Below are 21,405 nucleotides of genomic sequence, written 5' to 3'. Positions count from 1 at the left end.
CCGCCTTACTCACCGCTGTCATTCCCCGCGAAGGCGGGCAATCCAGTACGCCGCGGCTTCTTGGCTCAATCACAACGGCCTCTGGAATACTGGATCGCCCGCCTTCGCGGGCGATGACGCCGAGTGTGTTGCGCGACGTGCCCAACACTCCGCGGCTACAGTCCCAGATACGCCTTGCGCACGTCGGGATTGCCCTTGATCTCGCTTGCCGCGCCCTGCATCAGCACGCGGCCGGTTTGCAGGATGTAGGCGCGGTCTGCGATTTCCAGGCACTCCGCCATGCGTTGCTCCACGATCAGCACGGTCATGCCGGCATCGCGGATGCGCTTCACGGCCTGGAAGATCTCGTCGACCAGCTTCGGCATGATGCCCTGCGAGGGCTCGTCCAGCATCAACAGCCGCGGGCGCGTCATCAGCGCACGGCCGATCGCGAGCATCTGCTGTTCGCCGCCGGATAGCGTCTCGGCGCGCTGTTCGAGCCGTTCCGAGAGACGCGGAAACAGCTGGAACACGAGATCGAGCGGGCTCTCGCGATCGGCCTCGCCGCGGTAGAGATAGCTGCCGAGGCGCAGATTGTCGCGCACAGAGAGGCGCGGAAACAGGCGGCGGTTCTCCGGCACATAGGCGATGCCGGTGGCGGTGATGTGGTGCTGCGCCATGCCGTCGAGGCGCTTGCCGTCGAACGTCACCGCGCCCGAGCGCGGGCGCTCGGCGCCGGCGATGGATTTCAGCAGCGTCGACTTGCCCGCGCCGTTGGCGCCGGCGACGCAGACGATCTCGCCCTTGGCGACCTCAATGCTGACCGCGGAGATCGCGACCAGGCCCTGATAGGCGGTCGTGACTTCACGCACCGACAGCATGACGATCTCCCAGATATGCGCTGATCACCTTGGGATCGCGGACGATTTCAGCGGGCTTGCCCTCGACCAGCACCTTGCCGAGGTCGAGCACGATGGCACGATCGACCAGCGGCATCACGATCTCCATGACATGCTCGACCATCAGGACGGTAATGCCGGCGTCACGCACCTTGCGCACCAGCGCCACACCGGTCTGCGCCTCGGTCGGCGTCAGACCAGTGAGGACTTCGTCGAGCAGCAGCAATTTCGGTTCTGTCGCAAGCGCACGCGCGACTTCGAGGCGGCGCTTTTCGGCCGGCACGAGGTCGCTCGCGAGCACGTTAGCGCGCGCGGCAAGGCCGGTGAACTCCAGCACCTCATGCGCCTTGCGGCGTGCCTCGTGCATCACGGTGTTGCGCACCAGCGCACCGACGATGACATTGTCGATAACGGTCATGGTCTCGAAGCTCTTGACGACCTGGAAGGTGCGACCGACGCCGCGCTGGCAGCGCTCGGCGGCCGGCATGCTGGTGACATCCTCGCCGTCGAACCAGATCGAGCCTTGCGTCGGCGGGAGCACGCCGGCGATGAGATTGAACAACGTCGACTTGCCGGCACCATTCGGGCCGATCAGGCCGACGATCTCGCCGCGGCCGACCGAGATCGAGACGTCGCTGTTGGCGACGAGGCCGCCGAAACGCTGCCAGACGCCGCGGGTTTCAAGCAGCGGGGTCATCGCGTGGCTCCCTTCCGCTTCGCACGAGAGAACAGGCTCACCAGCCCCTGTGGCAGGGCGAGCGAAATCAGCACGATCAGGGTGCCGTAGACGATGAGGTCGACGCCGCGGCCGGAGCCGCCGATATAGGAGCGCGTCAGCTCCGTCATCGGGATCAGGATGGCCGCCCCTAACACGGGGCCCCAGAGGGTGCCGATGCCGCCAAGCACGGCCGGCAACGCCATCAGCAGCGAGAACTGGAAGCCCATGACGCTTTCAGGATCGATATAGGCCAGAAACTGCGCATAGAAGGCGCCGCCAATGGCAACGAGGAAAGCGGAGACGGCGGCCGCGCCCATCTTGGAGTTGAACACGACGACGCCGAGGCTCTCGGCCGCTTCCGGATTGTCCTTCACCGCGCGCCACCAGAAGCCCCATTTGGAGTCCTCCAACCACCAGGTGACGAACCAGGCGAGGCTGCACAGCACCAGTGCGAAATAGAAGTACGGCAGCTTGCTGCGCATGAACTGGAACTTCAGCCAGCTGTCGCCGCGCACCGGAATGGTGATTCCCATTGCGGCCCCCGCCCATTCCCAGTTCTGGAACAGCAGCAGCCCGATCTCGGCGATGACGATGGTCGCGATCACGAAGTAATGGCCGCGCAGGCGGAAGAAGGGATAGCCGAGCCCCATCGCGATCGCGGCCGCGACTGTGCCGCCTGCGAGCATGCCGAACCAGGGCAGCACGCCGAACTTGGTGAACAGCAGCTCGGTGGTGTAGGCGCCGATGCCGAAATAGAGCGCGTGTCCGAGCGAGATCTGCCCGCAATAGCCGGAGAGAATATTCCAGCTCTGCGACAGCGCCGCATACATCAAGGTCAGGATCAGGATGTTCTGAACGTAGACGTCCTTGATGAACAGGGGAGCGAGCGCCGCCAGGGCGGTCAGCACCGCGGCGATGATGAGGTCGCGGCGGCGCCGCGCGGCAAAATCCTTGTCCATCACATCGATCCGAACAGGCCGCGCGGCCGGATGAAGACGACCAGCAGGTAGACGGCGTAGATGCCGACCGATTTCAGCGACGGCGGCAGCACCAGCGCGGTGGTGGCCTCGACGAGGCCGACGATGATCCCGCCGGCGAAAGCCCCGAAGACGCTGCCGAAGCCGCCGAGCGCGACCGTGACGTAGGCGATCAGCGCGAAGGACGCGCCGACGTCGGGATAGATGTAGAAGAAGCTTGCCATGATCGCTCCGGCGAGGCCGACCAGCGCGGCACCAAGCCCCCAGCCGAGCGCGAACACGCGATTCTTGTCGATGCCGACGAGAGCCACCGCGCCGGGATCTTCACGGGTGGCCTCCAGCGCGCGACCGAAATCGGTGCGATGGATGAAGAAGTAGAGGCCGGCAAAGGCCAGGATCGACACCAGCGCGCCCATGAGCTGCGGCTCCGGCAGGAAGACGCCGGCGATCGAGATCGTCTTGCCGCCGAGCCAGGAATGCGGAACGCTGCGATAATCCGGCGTGAAGAAGAACTGCGCGAGACCGCGCATCACGATGGCGAGGCCGAAGGTGGAGAAGATCTGCACCATGCCCGCATTAGCCTTGGCCCGCATCGCGAAGCGTACGATCAACAAATAGACGACCGCGCCGAATACGAACAGCGCGGCGGCCACCAGCGGCGCCGACAGCAAGGGGTCGATGGCGAAGAACGTGAACAGGAAGAAGCTCACATACATCGCGATCATCAGGAACTCGCCATGGGCGAAGTTCACGACGTCCATCAGGCCGAAGATCAGCGCGAGGCCGACGGCGATCAGTCCGTAGAGCAGGCCCATGAGAAGGCCGCTCGCGAGACTTTGGATAATGGTTTGGGCTGTCACCGGTGGTCCCCCGCTCGAAATATCATCGTTTGCTCCGTCATTGCGAGCGAAACGAAGCAATCCAGAATCTCGTCGCGGAGACAGTCTGGATTGCTTCGTCGCTTCGCTCCTCGCAATGACGAGGCTCTTGCGACGATCTCGATTTGCTTCCCTGCTCCCGCAGCGCTTACTTCATCGGCCAGATCGCCTCGGCGATCGCGGCCTGCGGCGGGAAGATGGTGACGAACTTGCCGCCGACATATTGCAGCAGCACCGGATCGGCGTCGTTGTTCTGGCCCATCTCGTCGAACTTGACGCGCTTCCAGGGCATGATGGTCTGCTCGCCCGGGATGTCGGTGGCGGCCAGCGCGTCGCGGATCTTCTCGCCGTCGGTCGACTTGGCGCGGCTGATGGCGTCGGCGAGGATGATCAGGCCCATGAACTGACGCGAGGTCAGATCGTTGAAATCCTTGCCCGACCGCGTCTTGAACATCTCGTTGATCTTGCCGACCATCGGGCGCTTCTGCGCGAGATCGAGCGAGAAGGTGCCGCGCGAGATCACGCCTTCGAGCTTGTCGCCGACGGCGTCGTAGAGCGCCTTCTCGGAGAAGCCGGCGTCCTGCGCCACGATCGCGTTCGGCTTGTAACCGAGCTCGCCCATGGTCTTCACCAGCAGGATGCCATCGGTGGTATAGCTCGAGGGCATCAGCACGTCGGCGTTCGCGCTCTTGAGCTGCTGCACCTCGGCCGAGAGCGAGGGCGAGTTGGCGCGATACTTGATGTCGGAAACGATCTTGTAGCCGCGCTCGCCGGCGATCTTGGCCTGGGCGTTGCCGGAATCGGTGCCGAAGATGGTGTCCTCGTGGAACAGCGACAGCGTCTCGATCTTGGTGCCCTTCTTCTTCAAGGCATCGAAAAAGTCGAACATCGCGGCCGAGTACATCTCGTCGTGCGGCGCGGCGCGGAAGTAATATTTCAGGCCGCGACGGTGCAGGCTCGGCGAGGAGTTGTCGGCGGAGACGAACGGGATCTGATAGCGCTCGCAGATCTGGCTGACGGTGACGGCGACCGCGCTCTGATAGGTGCCGATGATGGCGCAGACCTTTTCCTGCGTGATCAGGCGCTCGGCCTCGGCGCGGCCCTTCTGCGGATCGGCCTGGTGGTCGGCGAAAACGAGACGGACCTTTGCGCCGCCGAGACCCGGCAGGCCCTCGCCCTTCGCTAGCGGCAGGTCGAAATCGGTGTCCTTGTTGATGACCTCGAGCGCGGTCTCGTAGGCCTTTTGCGCGTCGACGCCCTGCTGTGCGCTGCCGCCGGAGAACGGATAGATCACGCCGATCACGACTTCCGAAGTCTGTGCGCGCGCTGCCAGCGGCACCAGCGCGGCCGTAGCGGTGGCTCCCAACAATACGTCGCGGCGAGTGATCGTCATGGCAAAGTCCCCTGTTACTGAATTTCGGCTGATCGAATGAAGCGATTGATGGATGCGGTAAAGCTCGAAGAAGCAGCAAACGCTGCCCACTAAATCACGGCCATGGTCCTGTTCTTGAGATCCGTCACCAGCATCAGACCCGGCGAATGCGTGATCGCGAACGGCAGCTTTGCGGCATTGATGACCGATTGCGGCGTCACGCCGCAGGCCCAGAACACCGGGATCTCGTCGTCGGCGACCGGCACCGGATCGCCGTAATCGGGCTTGGCGATGTCCTTGATGCCGATCAGATGCGGATGACCGAGATGCACGGGCGCGCCGTGCACGGCCGGATAGCGCGAAGTGATCTGCACCGCGCGGATCGCATCGGCGGGCTTGAACGGACGCATCGATACCACCATGGGACCGGCGAAGGGACCGGACTCGCCGCAGGCGATGTTGGTGCGATACATCGGCACGCGCACATTGTGCTCGATGTGGCGGATCGGCATGCCCTCGTCGAGCAGCGCCTCTTCGAACGAGAACGAGCAGCCGAGCACGAAGGTCACGAGATCGTCGCGCCAATGCTTTGTCACGTCGGTCGGCTCGTCCACGACCTCGCCGTCGCGCCAGACGCGGTAGCGCGGCACGTCGGTGCGGATGTCGAGATCGGCGCCCAGCGCCGGGATATGCGGACTGCCGACATCGGACATGCCGATGATCGGGCACGGCTTGGGGTTGAGCTGGCAGAAGCGGTGAAAGGCGCCCGCATGTTCCGCCGGCAGGATCGCCAGATTGCCCTGGACGAAGCCGGGGGCGACGCCGGCGGTGGAGGCGACCAGCCCCTCGCGGTAGGCAAGCCGCGCCTTGCGGCTCGGGAGCGTGTCGGGCGTTTCAGTTTGCTGCACTGCCACCAAAACAGTCATGGGATCGACCTGCCTATAAACTCGACAAAGACAAGCCAACACCACGCGTGCTATAAAGTCTAATCTTCCTTTCTAATCAATATCGATAAATTTTATTTATCGGACGGGAAAATCCTTCCAATGCTGGACTTCAGATCAATCGAGACGTTCCTTTGGGTTGTGAAGCTGGGCAGCTTTCGCGGCGCCGCAGCACGCCTCAACACGACCCAGCCGGCGATCTCCCAGCGCATCGCCCAGCTCGAGCGCGAGATGGGGGTGAAGCTCCTGAATCGCGACCATCGCGTGGCCTCGCCGACGCCGAGCGGCCGGCAGATGATGGTCTACGTGGAGAAGCTGATTGGCCTGCGCGCCGCGATGATCGCCGAGATCGGCGATCGCTCCGCGATGCGCGGCGTGATGCGGCTCGGCGTCGCCGAAACCATCGTGCACACCTGGCTGCCGCGGCTCGTGAAGAGCATGAACCAAGTCTACCCGAACCTGTCGCTGGAGATCGAGGTCGACATCACGCCGAACCTGACCGCGCGCCTGCTCGCGCAGGAGATCGAGCTTGCTTTCGTCGTCGGTCCGCTCTCGGCCTCCGGGGTGCACAATCGCGTTCTCGCCGACTATCCGATCGGCTTTCTCGCCAGCCCCTCGCTCGGCCTCGGCCATGGACCGGTCACGCGGGCCGAGCTCGCGCGGTTTCCGATCATTACCTTCCCGCGGAAGACGCGGCCCTACGAGGTCGTGCGCGAAGTGTTCGACCGGCCGGAGCTGCCGCCGATCCGGCTGCACGCCTCCGCCTCGCTTGCGACCGTGATTCACATGGCGGTCGAGGGCCTCGGCATCGCCGTGATCCCCGACGCGATCGTCGAGAACGAGCTTGCAGACGGGCGGCTGCAACTGCTCGACACCGATCTCAAAATCGCGCCGCTGACATTCACCGCCAGCTGGCTCGCCTCGCCCGACGTCGTGGCGGTGGAGCGGGTCGCAGAGCTTGCATGTCAGATTGCGCAGGGCAGCCTTACAGTTGACGCGCCCGCGCCGGCGCGTCATTGAAACAGGCGCCGGACAATTGAGAGACTGACCGCATGAGCCGAGCCGCCACCAATTTGCAAATCGATTCCGCCCGCCTTTGGGGCTCCATCCACGAGACCGCGCAGTTCGGCGCGACGGCCAAGGGCGGCGTGCGGCGGCTGACGCTGAGCGCGGAGGATAAGCTGGTGCGCGACTGGTTCCGCGAGGCCTGCGAGGACGCCGGCTTGGAGGTGCACACCGATGCGCTCGGTTCGCAGTTCGGCCTGCGCAAGGGACGCGACATGTCGAAGCCGCCGGTCGGCATCGGCTCTCATCTCGACACGCAACCCACGGGCGGCAAGTATGACGGCATTCTGGGAACGCTCGGTGCGCTCGAAGTGATCCGCACGTTGAACGACGCCGGCATTGAGACCGAGGCGCCGATCTGCGTCGTCAACTGGACCAACGAAGAGGGTTCGCGCTTCGCTCCCGCGATGATGGCCTCCGCCGCCTATGTCGGCGACTTCACCACCGACGACATCCTGTCGCGCAAGGACGCCGACGGCACCACCGTCGGCCAGGCGCTCGACGGCATCGGCTATCGCGGCGACAAGCCGGTCGGCTTCCAGAAGCTCGGCTGCTTCGTCGAATTGCACATCGAGCAGGGCCCGATCCTGGAAGCCGAAGGCAAGACCATCGGCGTGGTCGATTCCGGCCAGGGCGTGCTCTGGTACGACGGCAAGATTTCCGGCTTCGAGAGCCATGCCGGGTCGACGCCAATGCCGCTGCGGCGCGATGCGCTGGCGACGCTGTCCGAGATCGTGCTGGCGATGGAAGCCATCGCGAGCAAGCACGGACCGAAGGCAGTCGGCACCATCGGCGAAGCCGTGATCGCAAACCCCTCGCGCAATGTCATCCCCGGCGAGATCGCCTTCACGATGGATTGCCGCAGCGCGGACGGCGCGATCATGGATGCGCTCGATCGCGATCTGCGCAGCGCGATTGCCGAGATCGCCGCACGCCGCAAGGTCGAGGTGAAGATCGACCTGGTCTGGCGCAAGCCGCCGACGCATTTCGATCCCAAGCTGATTGCGGCCGTCGAGAACGCGGCGAAGACGCTCGGCTACTCCTCTCGCCGCATCACCTCCGGCGCCGGCCATGACGCCTGCAACCTCAATACGATCATGCCGGCCGCAATGGTTTTCGTACCCTGCAAGGACGGCATCAGCCACAATGAGCTGGAAGACGCCACGCAGCCCGATTGCGCCGCGGGCACCAATGTCCTCATGCACACGGTGCTGGCGATCGCCGGCGTCGCATCCTGATCGGAGAGAGAGTCATGCGCGGAGTTTTCGTCGACGCCAACGAAGCCCTGGCCGTGATCATGGAGCGGCTGGAGCTATCAGGCGATCCCAAGGTGCGGATCCACAGGGATCCCGACATCAAGCCCGAGCAATATCCTGAAATCCTCGACGGCGCCGAGATCGCGATCGTCGACCACACCGCGCTGCCGACCGATGTCGCAAAAAAGTGCACAGGCCTGAAACATGTCGTGTTCCTCGGCACCGGCGCGCGCAGCTACATGAACCCGGAGGAGCTCGCCGAGCTCGGCATCTCCGTGCACCTGATCAAGGGCTATGGCGACACTGCGGTCGCGGAATGCGCGATCGCGCTGATGTGGGCTTCGGCCCGCGTCATCGCGATGATGGACCGGGAGATGCGCGGCGGAAACTGGCTGCGCGAAGACGGCATGCAGCTCACCGGCAAGACGCTCGGCCTGATCGGCTTCGGCGGTATTGCCGCGGAGGTCGCGCGCATTGCCTCGGGCAGCGGCATGAAGGTGATCGCCTGGAACCGCTCGCCGAAGAGCTATCCGGGCGTGGAATTCGCCGATCTCGACACGGTGTTGGCGAGAGCAGATGTCGTATCGCTGCATCTGCTGCTCAACGACGAAACGCGCGGCATGATCACCCGCGAGATGATCGCGAAGATGAAGCCAGGCGTCATTCTCATCAACACCGCCCGCGCCGCCGTCGTCGACGAGGCCGCCATGATCGACGCGCTGAAGTCGGGCCACATCCGCCATGCCGGCCTCGACGTCTTCAACATCGAGCCCCTGCCCGGCGATCATCCGCTGACAAAACTGCCGAACGTGACGTTGTCGGCGCATTCGGCGTTCCGGACCCCGGAGGCGAGCGAGAACCTCATTCATGCGGCGTGGGAGCACTGCCGCAGAATCGTAAAGGGATAAGAGCACCAACAATGGCCGACTATCGCACCATCAAGGCACAGCCGCTCATCGAAGCCATCAGTGCCATCGTCAAGGCCGGCGGCTCCACGGACCGCGAGGCCGAGCTCGTATCCACCAATCTGGTCGAGGCCAATCTCAAGGGACACGACTCCCACGGCGTCGGCATGATCCCGCGCTATGTCCAGAGCGTCACCACGGGCGGCCTCGCCGTGAACCAGCACGTCAAGATCGTGCTCGACACCGGTCCGCTGCTCACCCTCGACGGCCTCACCGGCTACGGCCAGGTCATCGGCCATGAAGCGATGGAGCTGGCTGCCGAGCGGGCCAAGCGCAACGGCGTGTGCCTCGTCGGCCTCTCCAACTCGCACCATATCGGCCGGATCGGCCACTGGGCCGAGCAGTGCATCGACCACGGACTGGTCTCGATTCACTTCGTCAACGTAATCTCGCGCCCGATCGTGGCGCCGTGGGGCGGCAGCGATGGGCGCCACGGCACCAACCCTTTCTGCGTCGGCGTCCCGCGCGCGGGCAAGGACCCCATCGTGCTCGACTTCGCCACCAGCAGGATCGCGCAGGGCAAAACCCGCGTCGCTCACAACAAGGGCGTCGAGCTCGAGCCCGGCACCATCATCGACAATGAGGGCAAGCCGACCACCAACCCGCGCTACACCGTGATCCCGCCGCACGGCGCCATCCTGCCGTTCGGCGAGCACAAGGGGTCAGGGCTCGCGCTGGTGTGCGAAATCCTCGGCGGCGCGCTCTCCGGCGGGCAGGTGGTCAAGGGCCCGTCCGATGGCAAGTACAACGTCCTCAACGGCATGCTCTCGATCATCATCGATCCGACCAAGCTCGGCACCGCGGAGAATCTCGCGCGCGAAGTCGAGAGCTTCATCGCCTGGCACACCGGCTCACCTCCGGCCCCAGGCGTCGACAAGGTGAAGATCGCCGGCGAGCCCGAGCGCGAGACGAAGAAGAAGCGGCTGGCGGAAGGCATCCCGGTCGATCCGACCACCTGGCGGGATATTTTGCTGGCTGGAAAAACATTCGGGCTCGATGAGGCGACGATCGAGAAAATCGCGGGCTGAGCCACTATAAACCGGTGTCGTCCCGGACAAGCGCAGCGCAGATCCGGGACCCATAACCACAGGAAGTGGTTTGGCGAAGACTCGCGGTTACCAGCGAGTACCGCAACTACTCCCTGGGGTAATGGGTCCCGGCCTTCGCCGGGACGACACCGTGGTTGATCGCTTGCCTAATCCACCATATCCGCAACCGCCTTGCCGCAAGCCGTGGTGTCGGCATTGCCGCCGAGATCCTTGGTGCGCAGCGTGCGCTCGGCCAGCGTGCGCTCGATCGCTTCGACGATCGACTTGCCGGCTTGCTTCTCGCCGAGATGTTCGAGCATCATCGCGCCGGACCAGATTGCGCCGATCGGATTGGCGATGCCCTGCCCCGCGATGTCGGGCGCCGAGCCGTGCACCGGCTCGAACACCGACGGGAAATTGCCCTCGGGATTGATGTTGCCCGACGGCGCGATGCCGATGGTGCCGGTGCAGGCCGGGCCGAGATCGGACAGGATGTCACCGAACAAATTGGAGCCGACCACGACGTCGAACCAGTCCGGATGCAGCACGAAATTCGCGGTCAGGATGTCGATGTGGTACTTGTCCCACTTCACGCCCGGAAACTTTTTCGCCATCGCCTCCACGCGCTCGTCCCAATAGGGCATGGTGATGGAGATGCCGTTCGACTTGGTCGCCGAGGTCAGGTGCTTCTTCGGCCGCGACTGCGCGAGTTCGAACGCGAACTTCAGGATGCGATCGACGCCGATGCGGGTCATCACGGTCTGCTGCGTCACGAACTCACGGTCGGTGTCCGGGAACATGCGGCCGCCGACGGAGGAATATTCGCCCTCGGTGTTCTCGCGCACCACCCAGAAATCGATGTCGCCGGGCTTGCGGTTTGCCAGCGGGGACGGAACGCCCGGCATCAGCCGTACCGGGCGCAGATTCACATACTGATCGAACTCGCGGCGGAACTTGATCAACGAGCCCCAGAGCGAGACGTGATCCGGAATCTTGGCCGGCCAGCCGACCGCGCCGAAATAGATCGCATCGTGCTTGCCGATCTTATCCTTCCAATCGTCCGGCATCATCTGGCCGTGCTTCTCGTAATAGTCCCAGGACGAGAAGTCGAAATGATCGAAATGAAGGGACACCCCGTGCTTCTTCGCCGCGGTCTCCAGAACGCGCAGACCCTCCGGCATCACTTCCTTGCCGATGCCGTCCCCAGGAATGACCGCGATCCGGTATTGTTTCTTGCTCATCGAGAACGTCCTTGATTGCTCCGGCAGCCGCCGCCTTTTTGACCGCACTGCAATGGACCAAACGCGGCGGCAGTGCAACGCTGCACTGCAATGTTGACCATGGCGCGGCCGACCGCCTACTGATTTTATTCCCGTTCCTCTCCTGCGAGTAACTCCCATGGATCTGCATCTGCGTGGCAAGCGCGTCCTGATCACGGGCGCGTCCAAGGGCATCGGCGCAGCTGCCGCCGAGGCCTTTGCCGAGGAAGGCTGCCATCTCCTCCTCGCCGCCCGCAACGGCGATCAGCTCAAGGCTCTGGCCGAGCGGTTGCGCTCGGCGCACCAGATCGATGCCGCCACGAGCATCGTCGATTTGCGTAAGAGCGAGGATTTGACGCGGCTCGCCAAGGAAGCCGCCGACATCGACGTGCTCGTCAACAATGCCGGCGACATTCCCGGCGGCTCCATCGACAAGATCGACGAGGCGACCTGGCGCCATGCCTGGGAATTGAAAGTGTTCGGCTACATCAACCTCACGCGACAGATCTATGCGCAGATGAAGGCGAAGGGCGGCGGCGTGATCGTCAACGACATCGGTGCCGCCGGCGAAAAATTCGACGCCAACTACATTTGCGGCAGCGCCGGCAATGCCGCGCTGATGGCCTTCACCCGCGCGCTCGGGGGCAAGAGCCTCGCGGACAACATCCGCGTGGTCGGAATCAATCCCGGCCCTGTGGGCACCGACCGTCACGTCACCTTGCTGAAGACCCGGGCAAAGCACCAGTTCGGCGACGAGAGCCGCTACAAGGAATTCCAGAAGAGCCTGCCGCTCGGCAGGCCTGCGCACGCCCGCGAGATCGGAGATCTTATGGCGTTCCTCGCGTCCGATCGCGCGGGGTATACGTCGGGCGTGATTTACACGGTGGATGGCGGAATCAGCGCGGGATGGGGTTAAGTTAAGTCTGTCCACGTCATTGCGAGCGAAGCGATGCAATCCAGAAATGTATCTGCGGCAAAAGTCTGGATTGCTTCGTCGCTTCGCTCCTCGCAATGACGGAGCCTAGAACAAGCACAGGAGTAAAATAGTTGTCTCAAGACCTGATCCGCGAAACCGCGTGCACCGTCGTCGACAAGCTGCGGTCCGGCGACGTCTCGCCGCTGGAGCTCTTGGATGTGCTGGAGAAGCGCATCGGCCAAGTCGATGGCAAGGTCAACGCGCTGCCGACGCTGTGCTTCGATCGCGCGCGGGATAACGCAAAGGCGCTGATGCGGCAGCCGGCCGGTGCGCGCGGATTGCTCGCGGGCCTGCCGGTGCCAATCAAGGACCTGACCGATGTTGCTGGCGTGCTGAACACCCAGGGCTCGCCGATCTTCAAGGACAATGTGCCCAAGCAGTCCGACCTCATGGTGGAGAACCTCGAAGGTAACGGCGCGGTCGTCTACGCCAAATCCAACACGCCGGAGTTCGGTGCAGGCGCCAACACGTTCAACGAGGTGTTCGGCGCGACTCTCAATCCCTGGGATACATCCAAATCCGCCGCGGGCTCCTCGGGCGGAGCGGCGGTGGCGCTCGCGACCGGCATGGCCTGGCTCGCGCAGGGCTCCGATATGGGCGGCAGTCTGCGCAGCCCGGCAGCGTTCTGTGGCGTCGTCGGCATGCGGCCGAGCATCGGCCGCGTCGCGCACACACCGAAAGCAGCCATCGACCGCAATCTCGGTGTTGTTGGCCCCATGGCCCGCAACGTCGAAGATCTCGCGCTGCTGCTGGATGCCATGAGCGGCGATTATGCCGCCGACCCGCTGTCGCTGCCGGCGCCCTTGACGTCGTTTCTCTCGGCGGCGCAGTCAGGCAGCAAACCGAAGCGCATCGCCTATTCGGCCGATCTCGGCATCACGCCGGTCGATCCCGAAGTCAAAGCGATCACACGCAAGGCGGCTGAACGCTTTGCCGAAGCCGGCGCCATCGTCGAGGAGGCGCACCCGGACTGGCGCGAGGCGCACGAGTGCTTCCACACGTTGCGCGCGTTCGATTTTGCGATCAGCAAGGCCAATCTGTTGCGCACCAAGCGCGACCTGCTCAAGCCCGAAGTGATCTGGAACATCGAGCAAGGCCTCAAGCTCACGATCGAGCAGCTCGAACGCGCCGAGGCGCAGCGCGTCGGCATGACCGCGCGTGCGGTCGAGTTCTTCAAGAGCTACGATCTGCTGCTGGTACCGACCACGATCGTGCCGCCCTTCCCGATCGAGCATCGCTATGTCGCCGAATGCGCCGGTAAGACGTTTGAAAATTACGTCGAGTGGCTCGGCATCGTCTATGCCATCACGCTCGCCTGCTGTCCCGCGCTGTCGCTGCCGTGCGGCTTCACGGCATCGGGACTTCCGGTCGGCCTGCAGGTCGTCGGGGCTCCGCGCGCGGATGCGCATGTGATCGCCGGCGCCAAGGTGCTGGAGGATATTTTGGGCGTGCGCGGCACGACGCCGATTGATCCGCGCGTGAAGAACTAGAACGGGGAAGACGCAGCGGGCTCGGTAGACTCCCTCGCCCCGCTCTTGCGGGGAGAGGGCTGGGGTGAGGGGCTGCTTCCGCGAAGACGGTGACAGTTCAACTCGCGGAGATTCCCCCTCACCCGATCGCTTCGCGATCGACCTCTCCCCCGCAAGCGGGGCGAGGTGAAGAATCCTCACCTTCCGCTCGTCGCCTCCAAGCTGCGGCTATACCGCGACATCGCGAAGCAGAAGACAAAATAGATCGCGGCGACGAAGATGTAGACTTCGACGGAGAATTGCTGCCACGCCGGATCGATGATCGCGGTCTTGGCCGTCGTCAGCAAGTCGAAGATACCGATGATCAAGACGAGGCTGGTGTCCTTGAAGAAGGCGATGAAGGTGTTGACCAGCGGCGGGATGACGTGGCGGATCGCCTGCGGCAGGACAATCAGCCGATTCTTGCGCCAGTAGGACAGGCCGAGCGCGTCGGCGGCCTCGTATTGCCCGCGCGGCACGGCCTGGAGGCCGCCGCGAATGACTTCGGCAAGATAAGCACCCGCGAACAGAATGATCGCGACCTGCGCGCGCAGGAGCTTGTCGATGTTGAATCCGTTCGGCATGAACAGCGGAAACATCACGCTGGCCATGAACAGCAGACTGACCAGCGGCACGCCGCGGATCAGTTCGACATAGAGCACGCTGAGCGAGCGGATCGCCGGCAGCTTTGAGCGCCGGCCGAGTGCGACCAGGATGCCGAGCGGGAAGCCGAAGGCCAGACCAAAGGTCGCCAGGATCAGCGTCACGGGCAAGCCGCCCCAGCGGTCCTGCGAGACGAACGACAGGCCGAGTATGCCGCCCCACATCAGCATGCTGATCAGCGCGAGCGCTCCGATCCAGAGATAGGCCAGTTCGCGCCGCCATAAGGCGCGGCGGGTGGAGAGATAGAACAGGGCGATGAACAGCAGTACCGCCAGCGCCGGCCGCCATTGCTCGTCGAATGGATAGGTGCCAAACAGGATGAAGCGATATTTTTCGGGGATGATCGCCCAGCATGCACCGACGCCGCGTACCGCGCGGCAGGCACTGGAATCGTTCGCCGGGGTGAGCCAGACCGCATTGGCGATGCCCCATTGCGCGAAGCTGAAGAGGCCCTTTGCAAGCACCGCCAGCAACACGACCGAGAGGATGCCGTTCGGGATCGACGAGAACAAATTGGTGCGCAGCCAGCGCAGCACCGGGTTGCCAATCTGCGGGCGGCGGGCGGCGCGCGGTGCTTCCGGAATATCGGCGATCGCCGTCATGGTCAGCGCTCCACCAGCGCGATGCGCGAATTGTACCAGTTCATGAAAAAGCTGATGCCGAGGCTGATGGTGAGAAACACCGCCATGATCAAAGCGATGGCCTCGATCGCCTGTCCGGTCTGATTCAGCGTCGTGTTGGCGATCGAGACCACGTCCTGATATCCGATCGCCACGGCGAGCGAAGAGTTCTTGGTCAGGTTGAGGTATTGGCTCGTCATCGGTGGCACGATGACGCGTAGCGCCTGTGGCAGGATGATCTGCCGCAGCATGAAGCTGCGGCGCAGTCCGAGCGCATTGGCTGCATCCCACTGGCCGCGCGGCACCGACTGGATGCCGCTGCGCACGATCTCCGCGATGAAGGCCGAGGTGTAGGTGACGAGCGCGATCAGCAGCGCGAAATATTCCGGCGCGAGCGTGAGCCCGCCGACGAAGTTGAAGCCGCGCAACTGAGGCCATTCGACCGTCCAGGGCACGCCGAGCAGCACGGACACCGCCGCAGGCAGCACAACGAGCAACCCGAGTCCAAAAGGCCAAGCCGGCCGCGGCTTGCCGTCGCGCATTTGCTGCGCGATGAGCCTCCGCTGGATGACATAGAACACGACAAGCCCGAGCACTGCCGTGCCGAGCACACAAAGTTGCGGCGTCCCGATCGGAATCGCCGGCAGGATCAATCCGCGATTGGACAGGAACACGCCCTCGATCGGCCGCCATGCCGCGCGCGCGGCCGGCAGCGCTTGCATCAGCACGTACCAGAACAGGAGCTGGAGCAGCAGCGGGATGTCGCGGAGCGTTTCGACATACACCGCGGCGAGCCGCGACAGCAGCCAGTTGGCCGACAGGCGCGAGATGCCGATCACCGTGCCCAGGATGGTTGCAAGCACGACTCCGATCACGGCGACGCGCAGGGTGTTGGCGATGCCGACGACGAATGCCCAGAGATATGAGTCTCTCGGATTATAGGCGAGCAGGCTATCGGCGATGGGCATGCCGGCCTCTCGGCCGAGGAAGGCAAAACCGGTCGTGATGCGGCGCGCGGAGAGATTGGTGACCGTGTTGGACCAGAGGAAGACGATGACGGCGACCGCAATCCCCACCACCAGGGCCTGCCAGAACAGGCCTTTCAGCTCGCGTTGTCCGAAAGCGCCGAAGAAGCGGCGGCGCGGCGGCGGTCTCGGAGCGTCTGACGTCACAGCACAAAAATCCTTCTCAAGACGGCGATTTCCGGCGGCGTACGTCAAGCGTTGCACCAAGCTCTACTTCGTGCAACAAATGTTTCATGGCCGAGCCCGCCAAATCCTCGCCCCTGAGCGAACTGCGCATTGCATTGCCCTCGCTTCCGATGCGGTTGCAGGAGGTCGGGCGTTTCGTCGCGGCAAACGATTACGACGCCACCACGCGTTCGATGCGCGATCTCGCAGCGGTTGCCGGCGCCGATCCCGCCGCGTTCACGCGGCTTGCCAAAGCGATCGGCTATTCGGGCTGGGATGAATTGCGCGCGGCACTGACGGAGGCGCGACGGCCCTCGCAGATAGCGCCCTTCTCCGGCCGCGCCAGGAGCCGCCGCCATGGCCCGAATGCCGATGTCGCGCTCGTCACCGAAAAGCTCGAGGCCGAGGCCGCCGGCCTTCCGCGCATCCCGGCCCAGCCGATTGCGGAAGCGGCCCGCGCGCTCCACGATGCCAAGCGGATCTGGATCACCGGCTACCGAAGCTGCCGCAGCGTCGCGGAACTGCTGAACTACGAGCTCCGGCTGTTTCGTCCCGAACAGGTGCAACTCGTCGGTGCGTCCGGCCCCGACGATCTCGACCTCGGCGCGTTCCGGCCCGGCGAAGCCGTCATCGTCATCGGCTTCATGCCCTACACACACGCGAGCGTCCGGGCGGCGCAGGCCGCCTATCGTGCTGGCGCCACCCTGATCGCGGTCGCCGATAGCCCTTCGGCGCCGATGGCCGAAGGCGCCGACCACGTGCTGCTGTTCGAGGCGGCCTCCTCTCCCGGCTTTTTCCCCAGCCTCACCGGCGCCATTGCGATCGCCCAATCGCTCGCCGCCGTGACGTTTTCGCTCGGCGGCACGCCCGCGAAGAAGCGCCTGGAGAATACCGAGGCGCGGCTCGCCGCGGCCTCAACTTACGTTTCAGAGAAAGGTTGACCCATGGCCGCTCGCATCAGCCGCGTGCTGCATCGCTCGCTGCGTGAAACGCCGCCCAAGGCGATCGGCGGCGAAGGCGTCTACCTCTTCGCTGAGGACGGGCAGCGCATCATTGACGCCTCCGGCGGAGCTGCGGTCTCCTGTCTCGGCCACCAGCATCCACGCGTCATCGCGGCGCTGACGAAGCAAGCCTCGACGCTGGCCTACGCCCACACATCCTTCTTCTCGTCCGAGCCGGCCGAGGCGCTGGCCGAGAGGCTGGTCGGCCATGAACCCGGCGGCCTCGCCTACGCCTATTTCGTCAGCGGCGGATCGGAAGCAATCGAAGCCAGCATCAAGCTCGCCCGGCAATATTTCATCGAACGCGGCGAGCCGGAGCGGCAGCACTTCATCGCGCGGCGGCAGAGCTATCACGGCAATACGCTCGGCGCGCTCGCGGCGGGCGGCAATGCCTGGCGGCGTGCGCCCTATGCGCCGCTGCTCTCCGACGCCTTCAGCCATGTGACCCCGGCCTTCGCTTATCACGAGAAGCACGATGGCGAATCCGATACGCAATTCGTCGTCCGGCTTGCGGCCGAGCTCGAAACCGAGTTTCAGCGCCTCGGTCCCAATACGGTCGCCGCGTTCCTCGCAGAGCCCGTCGTCGGCGCCACCGCTGGTGCTGTGACGGCGCCGAACGGCTACTTCAAGGCGGTGCGCGAGATCTGCGACCGACACGGCGCCCTGCTCATCCTCGACGAGGTCATGTGCGGCATGGGCCGGACCGGCACCACGCATGCATGGGAGCAGGAAGGCATCGCGCCCGACATCCAGGCGATCGCCAAGGGTCTCGGCGGCGGCTACCAGCCGATCGGCGCGATGCTCGCGAGCGGCAGGATTATCGACACAATCCGCTCAGGTTCGGGCGCCTTCCTGCACGGCCACACTTATCTCGCGCATCCCCTCGCTTGCGCTGCTGCACTCGCAGTGCAGGACGTGATCCGCGAGGACGGCCTGCTCGACCGGGTCAAGGAGCGCGGCAAGCAGCTCGAGCAGCGGCTCACCGAGCGATTCGGCAATCACCGCCATGTCGGCGACATCAGAGGCCGCGGCCTGTTCTGGGCGATCGAGCTCGTCGCCGATCGCGCCAGCCGGACCTCGTTCGATCCCGCGCTGAAGCTGAACCAGAAGATCAAGGCGGAGGCCTTCGCCAACGGTCTCGGCTGCTATCCCGGCGGCGGCACCGTGGACGGCATCCGTGGCGACCACGTACTGCTGGCGCCGCCCTATATCGCTTCGCCGGAGGAGATCGAGCTGATCGTCGACAAGCTCGGCACGGCCGTCGACAACGTATTGCGTCGTGTCAATCACTGAGGGGAGAATAGCATGATGAGGAAAGTGGTTATCGTAGCCGGCGTGCTCGCGGCATCGACGGTGGTCGCGTCGGCGGCAACGCTCGACACGGTGAAGAGCCGCGGCACGCTGATATGCGGCGTCAGCGCCGGTTTTGCCGGCTTCTCTGCGCCGGACTCGCAAGGCAACTACAAGGGTCTCGACGTCGATTATTGCCGCGCGCTCGCCGCCGGTGTGCTCGGCGATGCCAACAAGGTGCGTTACGTCTCGCTGACCGCGCAGAACCGCTTCACCGCGCTGCAGTCCGGCGAGATCGACGTGCTCTACCGCAACTCGACGCAGACCTATCTGCGCGGTGTCACGCTGGGCCTGCGGCAGGGACCGGTCAACTTCTACGACGGTCAGGGCTTTGTGGTAAAGAAAGACCTCGGCGTGAAGGAGATTAAGGATCTCAAGGGCGCTACCGTCTGCGTCGCGCAGGGGACCACGCATGAGGTCACGCTCGGAGATTACGGCCGCGCCAATGGCATCGACTGGAAGCCGCTGGTGTTCGACCGCATCGACACCATGTACCAGACCTTCTTCGGCGGGCGTTGCGATGCCATGACCCAGGACGCTTCCGCGCTCGCAGGCGCCGTGACGACCGCGGCGCCGAACGCGGCCGACTACGTCGTGCTGCCGCAGACCATCAGCAAGGAGCCGCTCGGCCCGTTCACCCGCAATGGCGATGAAGTCTGGAGCGACATCATCACCTGGCTGCACTACGGCTTGATCGAGGCCGAAGAGCTTGGCGTCACACAAGGCAATGTCGACGAGATGGCGAAGTCGCAGACGCCCGCGATCCAGCGCCTGCTCGGTGCCTCCGGCGATCTCGGCTCGCGGCTCGGGCTCGACAACAAATGGCTGGTCACGGCGATCAAGGCCACCGGCAATTACGGCGAGATCTACGAGCGCAATGTCGGCAAGGCGAGCCCGCTCAAGCTCGAGCGCGGCCTCAACGGCCTCTGGAGCAAGGGCGGCTTGATGTACGCGGTGCCGTTCAAGTAGACGATGCTTCACCTCTCCCCGCTTGCGGGGAGAGGTCGGATTGCGCAGCAATCCGGGTGAGGGGGAGCTTCCGCAAGTTCAACTCTCACCACCCCCGTGGAGACTCCCCCTCACCCCAACCCTCTCCCCGCAAGCGGGGCGAGGGAGAGGAGACACCATGCGTATCGCCCTGATCCACGCCCTCAAGCATTCCGTCGCCCCGATCGAAGCTGCGTTCGCGAAGGCGTGGCCGGAAGTGCGGCTGATGAACCTGCTCGATGATAGCCTGTCGGCGGATCTGGCGCGTGACGGCAAGCTCGATGATGCCATGACCGAGCGCTTTCTTGCGCTCGGCCGCTACGCCGCGACGACGGGCGCGGATGCGATCCTGTTCACCTGTTCGGCCTTCGGTCCCTGCATCGAGGCGGTCGCGCGCACGCATGCGCCGATGCCGGTGCTGAAGCCGAACGAAGCCATGATCGAACGGGCAGTGACGATGGGCCGGCGCATCGGCCTGCTCTCGACCTTCGCGCCGACGCTGGCCTCGATGCCGCCGGAGTTTCCTTCCTCCGTCCAGGTCGTGCCGAAACTAGCCGAAGGCGCGCTTGCCGCGCTGGACCGCGGCGACCGCGCTACGCATGACCGGCTGATCGTGGAAGCCTCACGCGATTTGCGCGATTGCGACGTCATCGCGCTCGCGCAGTTCAGCATCGCGGCAACGGCGCCCGTCGTGGCAGAAGCTACCGGCCGCCCCGTCGTGACCACGCCTGACAGCGCCGTCGAGAAGCTGAGGAAGTTGTTGGCGGCAAAGGCTTAAGCGCCAGGCTTTTTCGACCGCCGTGCGCCCTTGATCGCCGCCGCAAGCGCCGCCTTGGTTTCGCTGACAAAGTCCTCGACCAGGTCTTCGCGCGTGGCATGGGCCGCCTCGCCGGTGAACAGTCCCTGCTCAGCCAGCATCACCACGCCGTGCACTGCCGCCCAGATCTTGAGCGCCTGCCGCTCGCGCAAGTAATCAACTGCCGGAGCTTCCAGCGCCTCGATCACGAGCGCAAAGGTCTCGCGGGTTGCTTCGTGCAGCTCGCTGCCTTTCGCCGCACACGACACCGTGCGCGAGGCGAACATCAAGCGATAGACACCGTTGCGACGTAAGCCGAAATCCAGCGTCGCCTGCGCCAGCAGCGACAGCTTCGACCGCTTCGACGGCTTTGCCATCGCCGCCCGCAGAAGCGCGCTGAGCTGCCGGAACGCCTCCGCCGTCACCGCCGCAAGCAGCGCCTCGCGATCGGCAAAATGCCGGTAGGGCGCCGGCTGCGAGACGCCCAGCTGCTTTGCCAACGCCTTGATGCTGATCGCCTCCGTCCCGCCCTGCTCGGCTTCGCGCAGCGCGGCCTTGATCAAGGCGTCGCGGAGATCGCCATGGTGGTAGGTATTCTCGGGCTTGCGGGCAAATTGTGAACGCATGTTGCGCAGAGCCTATAAGTTTGCGCTTGACAGGGGAAGCTTGCCGCGAATGTAATATCATATAACTTGAACAAGAACTCAGATGGGAGCGCGCGCCGCCTTCGGGCCGGAGCGCATACGACCGAGGAAGCCGCCATGACAGAGCGACTGAGGGTTCGCGTCGATCCGGACAAATGCCAGGGGCACGCGCGCTGCAAGGCGCTGGCGCCGGAGCTGTTCGAGCTGGACGAATACGGCAACGCCCACGAAGCCGGCGACGGCACCGTCCCATCCGGCCTCGAAGACAAGGCCTGGCTCGCCAAATCCAATTGTCCGGAAATCGCGATCGACGTGATCGAGGAGTAGCGC

21 protein-coding genes are annotated in these 21,405 nt (G+C 64.6%); 11 read left to right on the top strand and 10 right to left on the bottom strand.

Features of this window, described 5'->3' with window-relative positions; all coding sequences use genetic code 11:
- Nucleotides 1-155 precede the first annotated feature (155 nt).
- From BRA1417_RS0116970 to BRA1417_RS0116945, 6 genes are all read right to left on the bottom strand, one after another.
- On the bottom strand, nt 156-860 hold the full coding sequence (locus BRA1417_RS0116970) for an ABC transporter ATP-binding protein (protein ID WP_027516786.1): 705 nt from the start codon (nt 858-860) through the stop codon (nt 156-158).
- Nucleotides 844-1,575 (bottom strand): ABC transporter ATP-binding protein, encoded by a 732-nt coding sequence (locus tag BRA1417_RS0116965; RefSeq protein ID WP_027516785.1) that lies wholly within the window; start codon nt 1,573-1,575, stop codon nt 844-846. Before BRA1417_RS0116965 ends, BRA1417_RS0116970 begins: the two co-directional genes overlap by 17 nt.
- Entirely contained in the window at nt 1,572-2,555 is a 984-nt protein-coding gene (locus BRA1417_RS0116960; RefSeq protein WP_027516784.1) for a branched-chain amino acid ABC transporter permease, read from the bottom strand. Before BRA1417_RS0116960 ends, BRA1417_RS0116965 begins: the two co-directional genes overlap by 4 nt.
- Nucleotides 2,555-3,433 (bottom strand): branched-chain amino acid ABC transporter permease, encoded by an 879-nt coding sequence (locus tag BRA1417_RS0116955; RefSeq protein WP_027516783.1) that lies wholly within the window; start codon nt 3,431-3,433, stop codon nt 2,555-2,557. Before BRA1417_RS0116955 ends, BRA1417_RS0116960 begins: the two co-directional genes overlap by 1 nt.
- Nucleotides 3,434-3,599: 166 nt before the next feature.
- Entirely contained in the window at nt 3,600-4,844 is a 1,245-nt protein-coding gene (locus tag BRA1417_RS0116950; protein ID WP_027516782.1) for an ABC transporter substrate-binding protein, read from the bottom strand.
- Between the two features lie 89 nt (nt 4,845-4,933).
- Entirely contained in the window at nt 4,934-5,749 is an 816-nt protein-coding gene (locus BRA1417_RS0116945) for a putative hydro-lyase (RefSeq protein ID WP_027516781.1), read from the bottom strand.
- A 120-nt stretch (nt 5,750-5,869) separates the two neighbouring features.
- On the opposite strand from BRA1417_RS0116945, the gene BRA1417_RS0116940 reads away from it, so the two are divergent.
- Genes BRA1417_RS0116940 through BRA1417_RS0116925 form a run of 4 tightly spaced genes read left to right on the top strand, consistent with a single transcriptional unit; the run spans nt 5,870 to nt 10,081 of the window.
- Nucleotides 5,870-6,787, top strand: a complete 918-nt coding sequence (locus BRA1417_RS0116940) for a LysR family transcriptional regulator (protein ID WP_027516780.1) — start codon at nt 5,870-5,872, stop codon at nt 6,785-6,787.
- Between the two features lie 32 nt (nt 6,788-6,819).
- Nucleotides 6,820-8,070: a Zn-dependent hydrolase gene (locus tag BRA1417_RS0116935; RefSeq protein WP_027516779.1), complete on the top strand. Its 1,251-nt coding sequence runs from the start codon at nt 6,820-6,822 to the stop codon at nt 8,068-8,070.
- Nucleotides 8,071-8,084: 14 nt separating this feature from the next.
- Complete coding sequence (locus BRA1417_RS0116930; protein WP_027516778.1) at nt 8,085-8,996, top strand: NAD(P)-dependent oxidoreductase; 912 nt, start codon at nt 8,085-8,087, stop codon at nt 8,994-8,996.
- Nucleotides 8,997-9,007: 11 nt separating this feature from the next.
- Entirely contained in the window at nt 9,008-10,081 is a 1,074-nt protein-coding gene (locus BRA1417_RS0116925; RefSeq protein ID WP_027516777.1) for a malate/lactate/ureidoglycolate dehydrogenase, read from the top strand.
- Nucleotides 10,082-10,248: 167 nt separating this feature from the next.
- Here the strand turns inward: BRA1417_RS0116925 and BRA1417_RS0116920 are convergent, their stop codons facing one another.
- On the bottom strand, nt 10,249-11,322 hold the full coding sequence (locus tag BRA1417_RS0116920) for a tartrate dehydrogenase (protein WP_027516776.1): 1,074 nt from the start codon (nt 11,320-11,322) through the stop codon (nt 10,249-10,251).
- Nucleotides 11,323-11,479: 157 nt separating this feature from the next.
- Here BRA1417_RS0116920 and BRA1417_RS0116915 point away from each other — a divergent pair, with 157 nt between their 5' ends.
- A complete protein-coding gene (locus BRA1417_RS0116915; protein WP_027516775.1) occupies nt 11,480-12,256 on the top strand; it encodes an SDR family oxidoreductase in 777 nt (258 codons plus the stop codon).
- A gap of 131 nt (nt 12,257-12,387) precedes the next feature.
- The gene (locus tag BRA1417_RS0116910; protein ID WP_027516774.1) at nt 12,388-13,806 is read left to right on the top strand and encodes an amidase; all 1,419 of its coding nucleotides are present in this window, start codon (nt 12,388-12,390) and stop codon (nt 13,804-13,806) included.
- Nucleotides 13,807-13,982: 176 nt separating this feature from the next.
- Here BRA1417_RS0116910 and BRA1417_RS0116905 read toward each other — a convergent pair whose 3' ends face one another.
- Both BRA1417_RS0116905 and BRA1417_RS0116900 read right to left on the bottom strand, forming a co-directional pair.
- Nucleotides 13,983-15,089, bottom strand: a complete 1,107-nt coding sequence (locus tag BRA1417_RS0116905) for an amino acid ABC transporter permease (protein WP_027516773.1) — start codon at nt 15,087-15,089, stop codon at nt 13,983-13,985.
- Nucleotides 15,090-15,091: 2 nt separating this feature from the next.
- Nucleotides 15,092-16,279: an amino acid ABC transporter permease gene (locus BRA1417_RS0116900; protein WP_027516772.1), complete on the bottom strand. Its 1,188-nt coding sequence runs from the start codon at nt 16,277-16,279 to the stop codon at nt 15,092-15,094.
- Nucleotides 16,280-16,365: 86 nt separating this feature from the next.
- Here BRA1417_RS0116900 and BRA1417_RS0116895 point away from each other — a divergent pair, with 86 nt between their 5' ends.
- The 4 genes from BRA1417_RS0116895 to BRA1417_RS0116880 all read left to right on the top strand — a co-directional run bounded on the left by BRA1417_RS0116895 (nt 16,366) and on the right by BRA1417_RS0116880 (nt 20,413).
- On the top strand, nt 16,366-17,238 hold the full coding sequence (locus BRA1417_RS0116895; RefSeq protein WP_027516771.1) for a MurR/RpiR family transcriptional regulator: 873 nt from the start codon (nt 16,366-16,368) through the stop codon (nt 17,236-17,238).
- A 3-nt stretch (nt 17,239-17,241) separates the two neighbouring features.
- Nucleotides 17,242-18,591, top strand: coding sequence for an aspartate aminotransferase family protein (locus tag BRA1417_RS0116890; RefSeq protein WP_027516770.1), 1,350 nt, complete (start codon nt 17,242-17,244; stop codon nt 18,589-18,591).
- Between the two features lie 12 nt (nt 18,592-18,603).
- Entirely contained in the window at nt 18,604-19,617 is a 1,014-nt protein-coding gene (locus BRA1417_RS0116885) for an amino acid ABC transporter substrate-binding protein (protein ID WP_027516769.1), read from the top strand.
- Nucleotides 19,618-19,774: 157 nt separating this feature from the next.
- Entirely contained in the window at nt 19,775-20,413 is a 639-nt protein-coding gene (locus BRA1417_RS0116880; RefSeq protein ID WP_027516768.1) for an aspartate/glutamate racemase family protein, read from the top strand.
- Here the strand turns inward: BRA1417_RS0116880 and BRA1417_RS0116875 are convergent.
- On the bottom strand, nt 20,410-21,057 hold the full coding sequence (locus tag BRA1417_RS0116875; protein WP_027516767.1) for a TetR/AcrR family transcriptional regulator: 648 nt from the start codon (nt 21,055-21,057) through the stop codon (nt 20,410-20,412). The genes BRA1417_RS0116880 and BRA1417_RS0116875 overlap by 4 nt on opposite strands.
- A gap of 135 nt (nt 21,058-21,192) precedes the next feature.
- Here BRA1417_RS0116875 and BRA1417_RS0116870 point away from each other — a divergent pair, with 135 nt between their 5' ends.
- Nucleotides 21,193-21,402 carry a ferredoxin gene (locus BRA1417_RS0116870; protein ID WP_027516766.1) on the top strand — a complete coding sequence of 70 codons (210 nt, stop codon included), beginning with the start codon at nt 21,193-21,195 and terminating at the stop codon, nt 21,400-21,402.
- The last annotated feature ends 3 nt before the right edge of the window (nt 21,403-21,405 follow it).

It is taken from the genome of Bradyrhizobium sp. WSM1417, from assembly GCF_000515415.1.
Lineage (GTDB): Bacteria > Pseudomonadota > Alphaproteobacteria > Rhizobiales > Xanthobacteraceae > Bradyrhizobium.
Note: the sequence above shows the minus strand (reverse complement) of the source record. Positions and strands in the feature narration are given on the sequence as shown.

Excerpts from the sequence above, each read along its gene's own strand:
- BRA1417_RS0116970 (WP_027516786.1), bottom strand. The coding sequence starts at position 860 with ATGCTGTCGGTGCGTGAAGTCACGACCGCCTATCAGGGCCTGGTCGCG.
- BRA1417_RS0116965 (WP_027516785.1), bottom strand. The coding sequence starts at position 1,575 with ATGACCCCGCTGCTTGAAACCCGCGGCGTCTGGCAGCGTTTCGGCGGC.
- BRA1417_RS0116960 (WP_027516784.1), bottom strand. The coding sequence starts at position 2,555 with ATGGACAAGGATTTTGCCGCGCGGCGCCGCCGCGACCTCATCATCGCC.
- BRA1417_RS0116950 (WP_027516782.1), bottom strand. The coding sequence starts at position 4,844 with ATGACGATCACTCGCCGCGACGTATTGTTGGGAGCCACCGCTACGGCC.
- BRA1417_RS0116945 (WP_027516781.1), bottom strand. The coding sequence starts at position 5,749 with ATGACTGTTTTGGTGGCAGTGCAGCAAACTGAAACGCCCGACACGCTC.
- BRA1417_RS0116940 (WP_027516780.1), top strand. The coding sequence starts at position 5,870 with ATGCTGGACTTCAGATCAATCGAGACGTTCCTTTGGGTTGTGAAGCTG.
- BRA1417_RS0116935 (WP_027516779.1), top strand. The coding sequence starts at position 6,820 with ATGAGCCGAGCCGCCACCAATTTGCAAATCGATTCCGCCCGCCTTTGG.
- BRA1417_RS0116930 (WP_027516778.1), top strand. The coding sequence starts at position 8,085 with ATGCGCGGAGTTTTCGTCGACGCCAACGAAGCCCTGGCCGTGATCATG.
- BRA1417_RS0116925 (WP_027516777.1), top strand. The coding sequence starts at position 9,008 with ATGGCCGACTATCGCACCATCAAGGCACAGCCGCTCATCGAAGCCATC.
- BRA1417_RS0116920 (WP_027516776.1), bottom strand. The coding sequence starts at position 11,322 with ATGAGCAAGAAACAATACCGGATCGCGGTCATTCCTGGGGACGGCATC.
- BRA1417_RS0116915 (WP_027516775.1), top strand. The coding sequence starts at position 11,480 with ATGGATCTGCATCTGCGTGGCAAGCGCGTCCTGATCACGGGCGCGTCC.
- BRA1417_RS0116905 (WP_027516773.1), bottom strand. The coding sequence starts at position 15,089 with ATGACGGCGATCGCCGATATTCCGGAAGCACCGCGCGCCGCCCGCCGC.
- BRA1417_RS0116895 (WP_027516771.1), top strand. The coding sequence starts at position 16,366 with ATGGCCGAGCCCGCCAAATCCTCGCCCCTGAGCGAACTGCGCATTGCA.
- BRA1417_RS0116890 (WP_027516770.1), top strand. The coding sequence starts at position 17,242 with ATGGCCGCTCGCATCAGCCGCGTGCTGCATCGCTCGCTGCGTGAAACG.
- BRA1417_RS0116885 (WP_027516769.1), top strand. The coding sequence starts at position 18,604 with ATGATGAGGAAAGTGGTTATCGTAGCCGGCGTGCTCGCGGCATCGACG.
- BRA1417_RS0116880 (WP_027516768.1), top strand. The coding sequence starts at position 19,775 with ATGCGTATCGCCCTGATCCACGCCCTCAAGCATTCCGTCGCCCCGATC.
- BRA1417_RS0116875 (WP_027516767.1), bottom strand. The coding sequence starts at position 21,057 with ATGCGTTCACAATTTGCCCGCAAGCCCGAGAATACCTACCACCATGGC.
- BRA1417_RS0116870 (WP_027516766.1), top strand. The coding sequence starts at position 21,193 with ATGACAGAGCGACTGAGGGTTCGCGTCGATCCGGACAAATGCCAGGGG.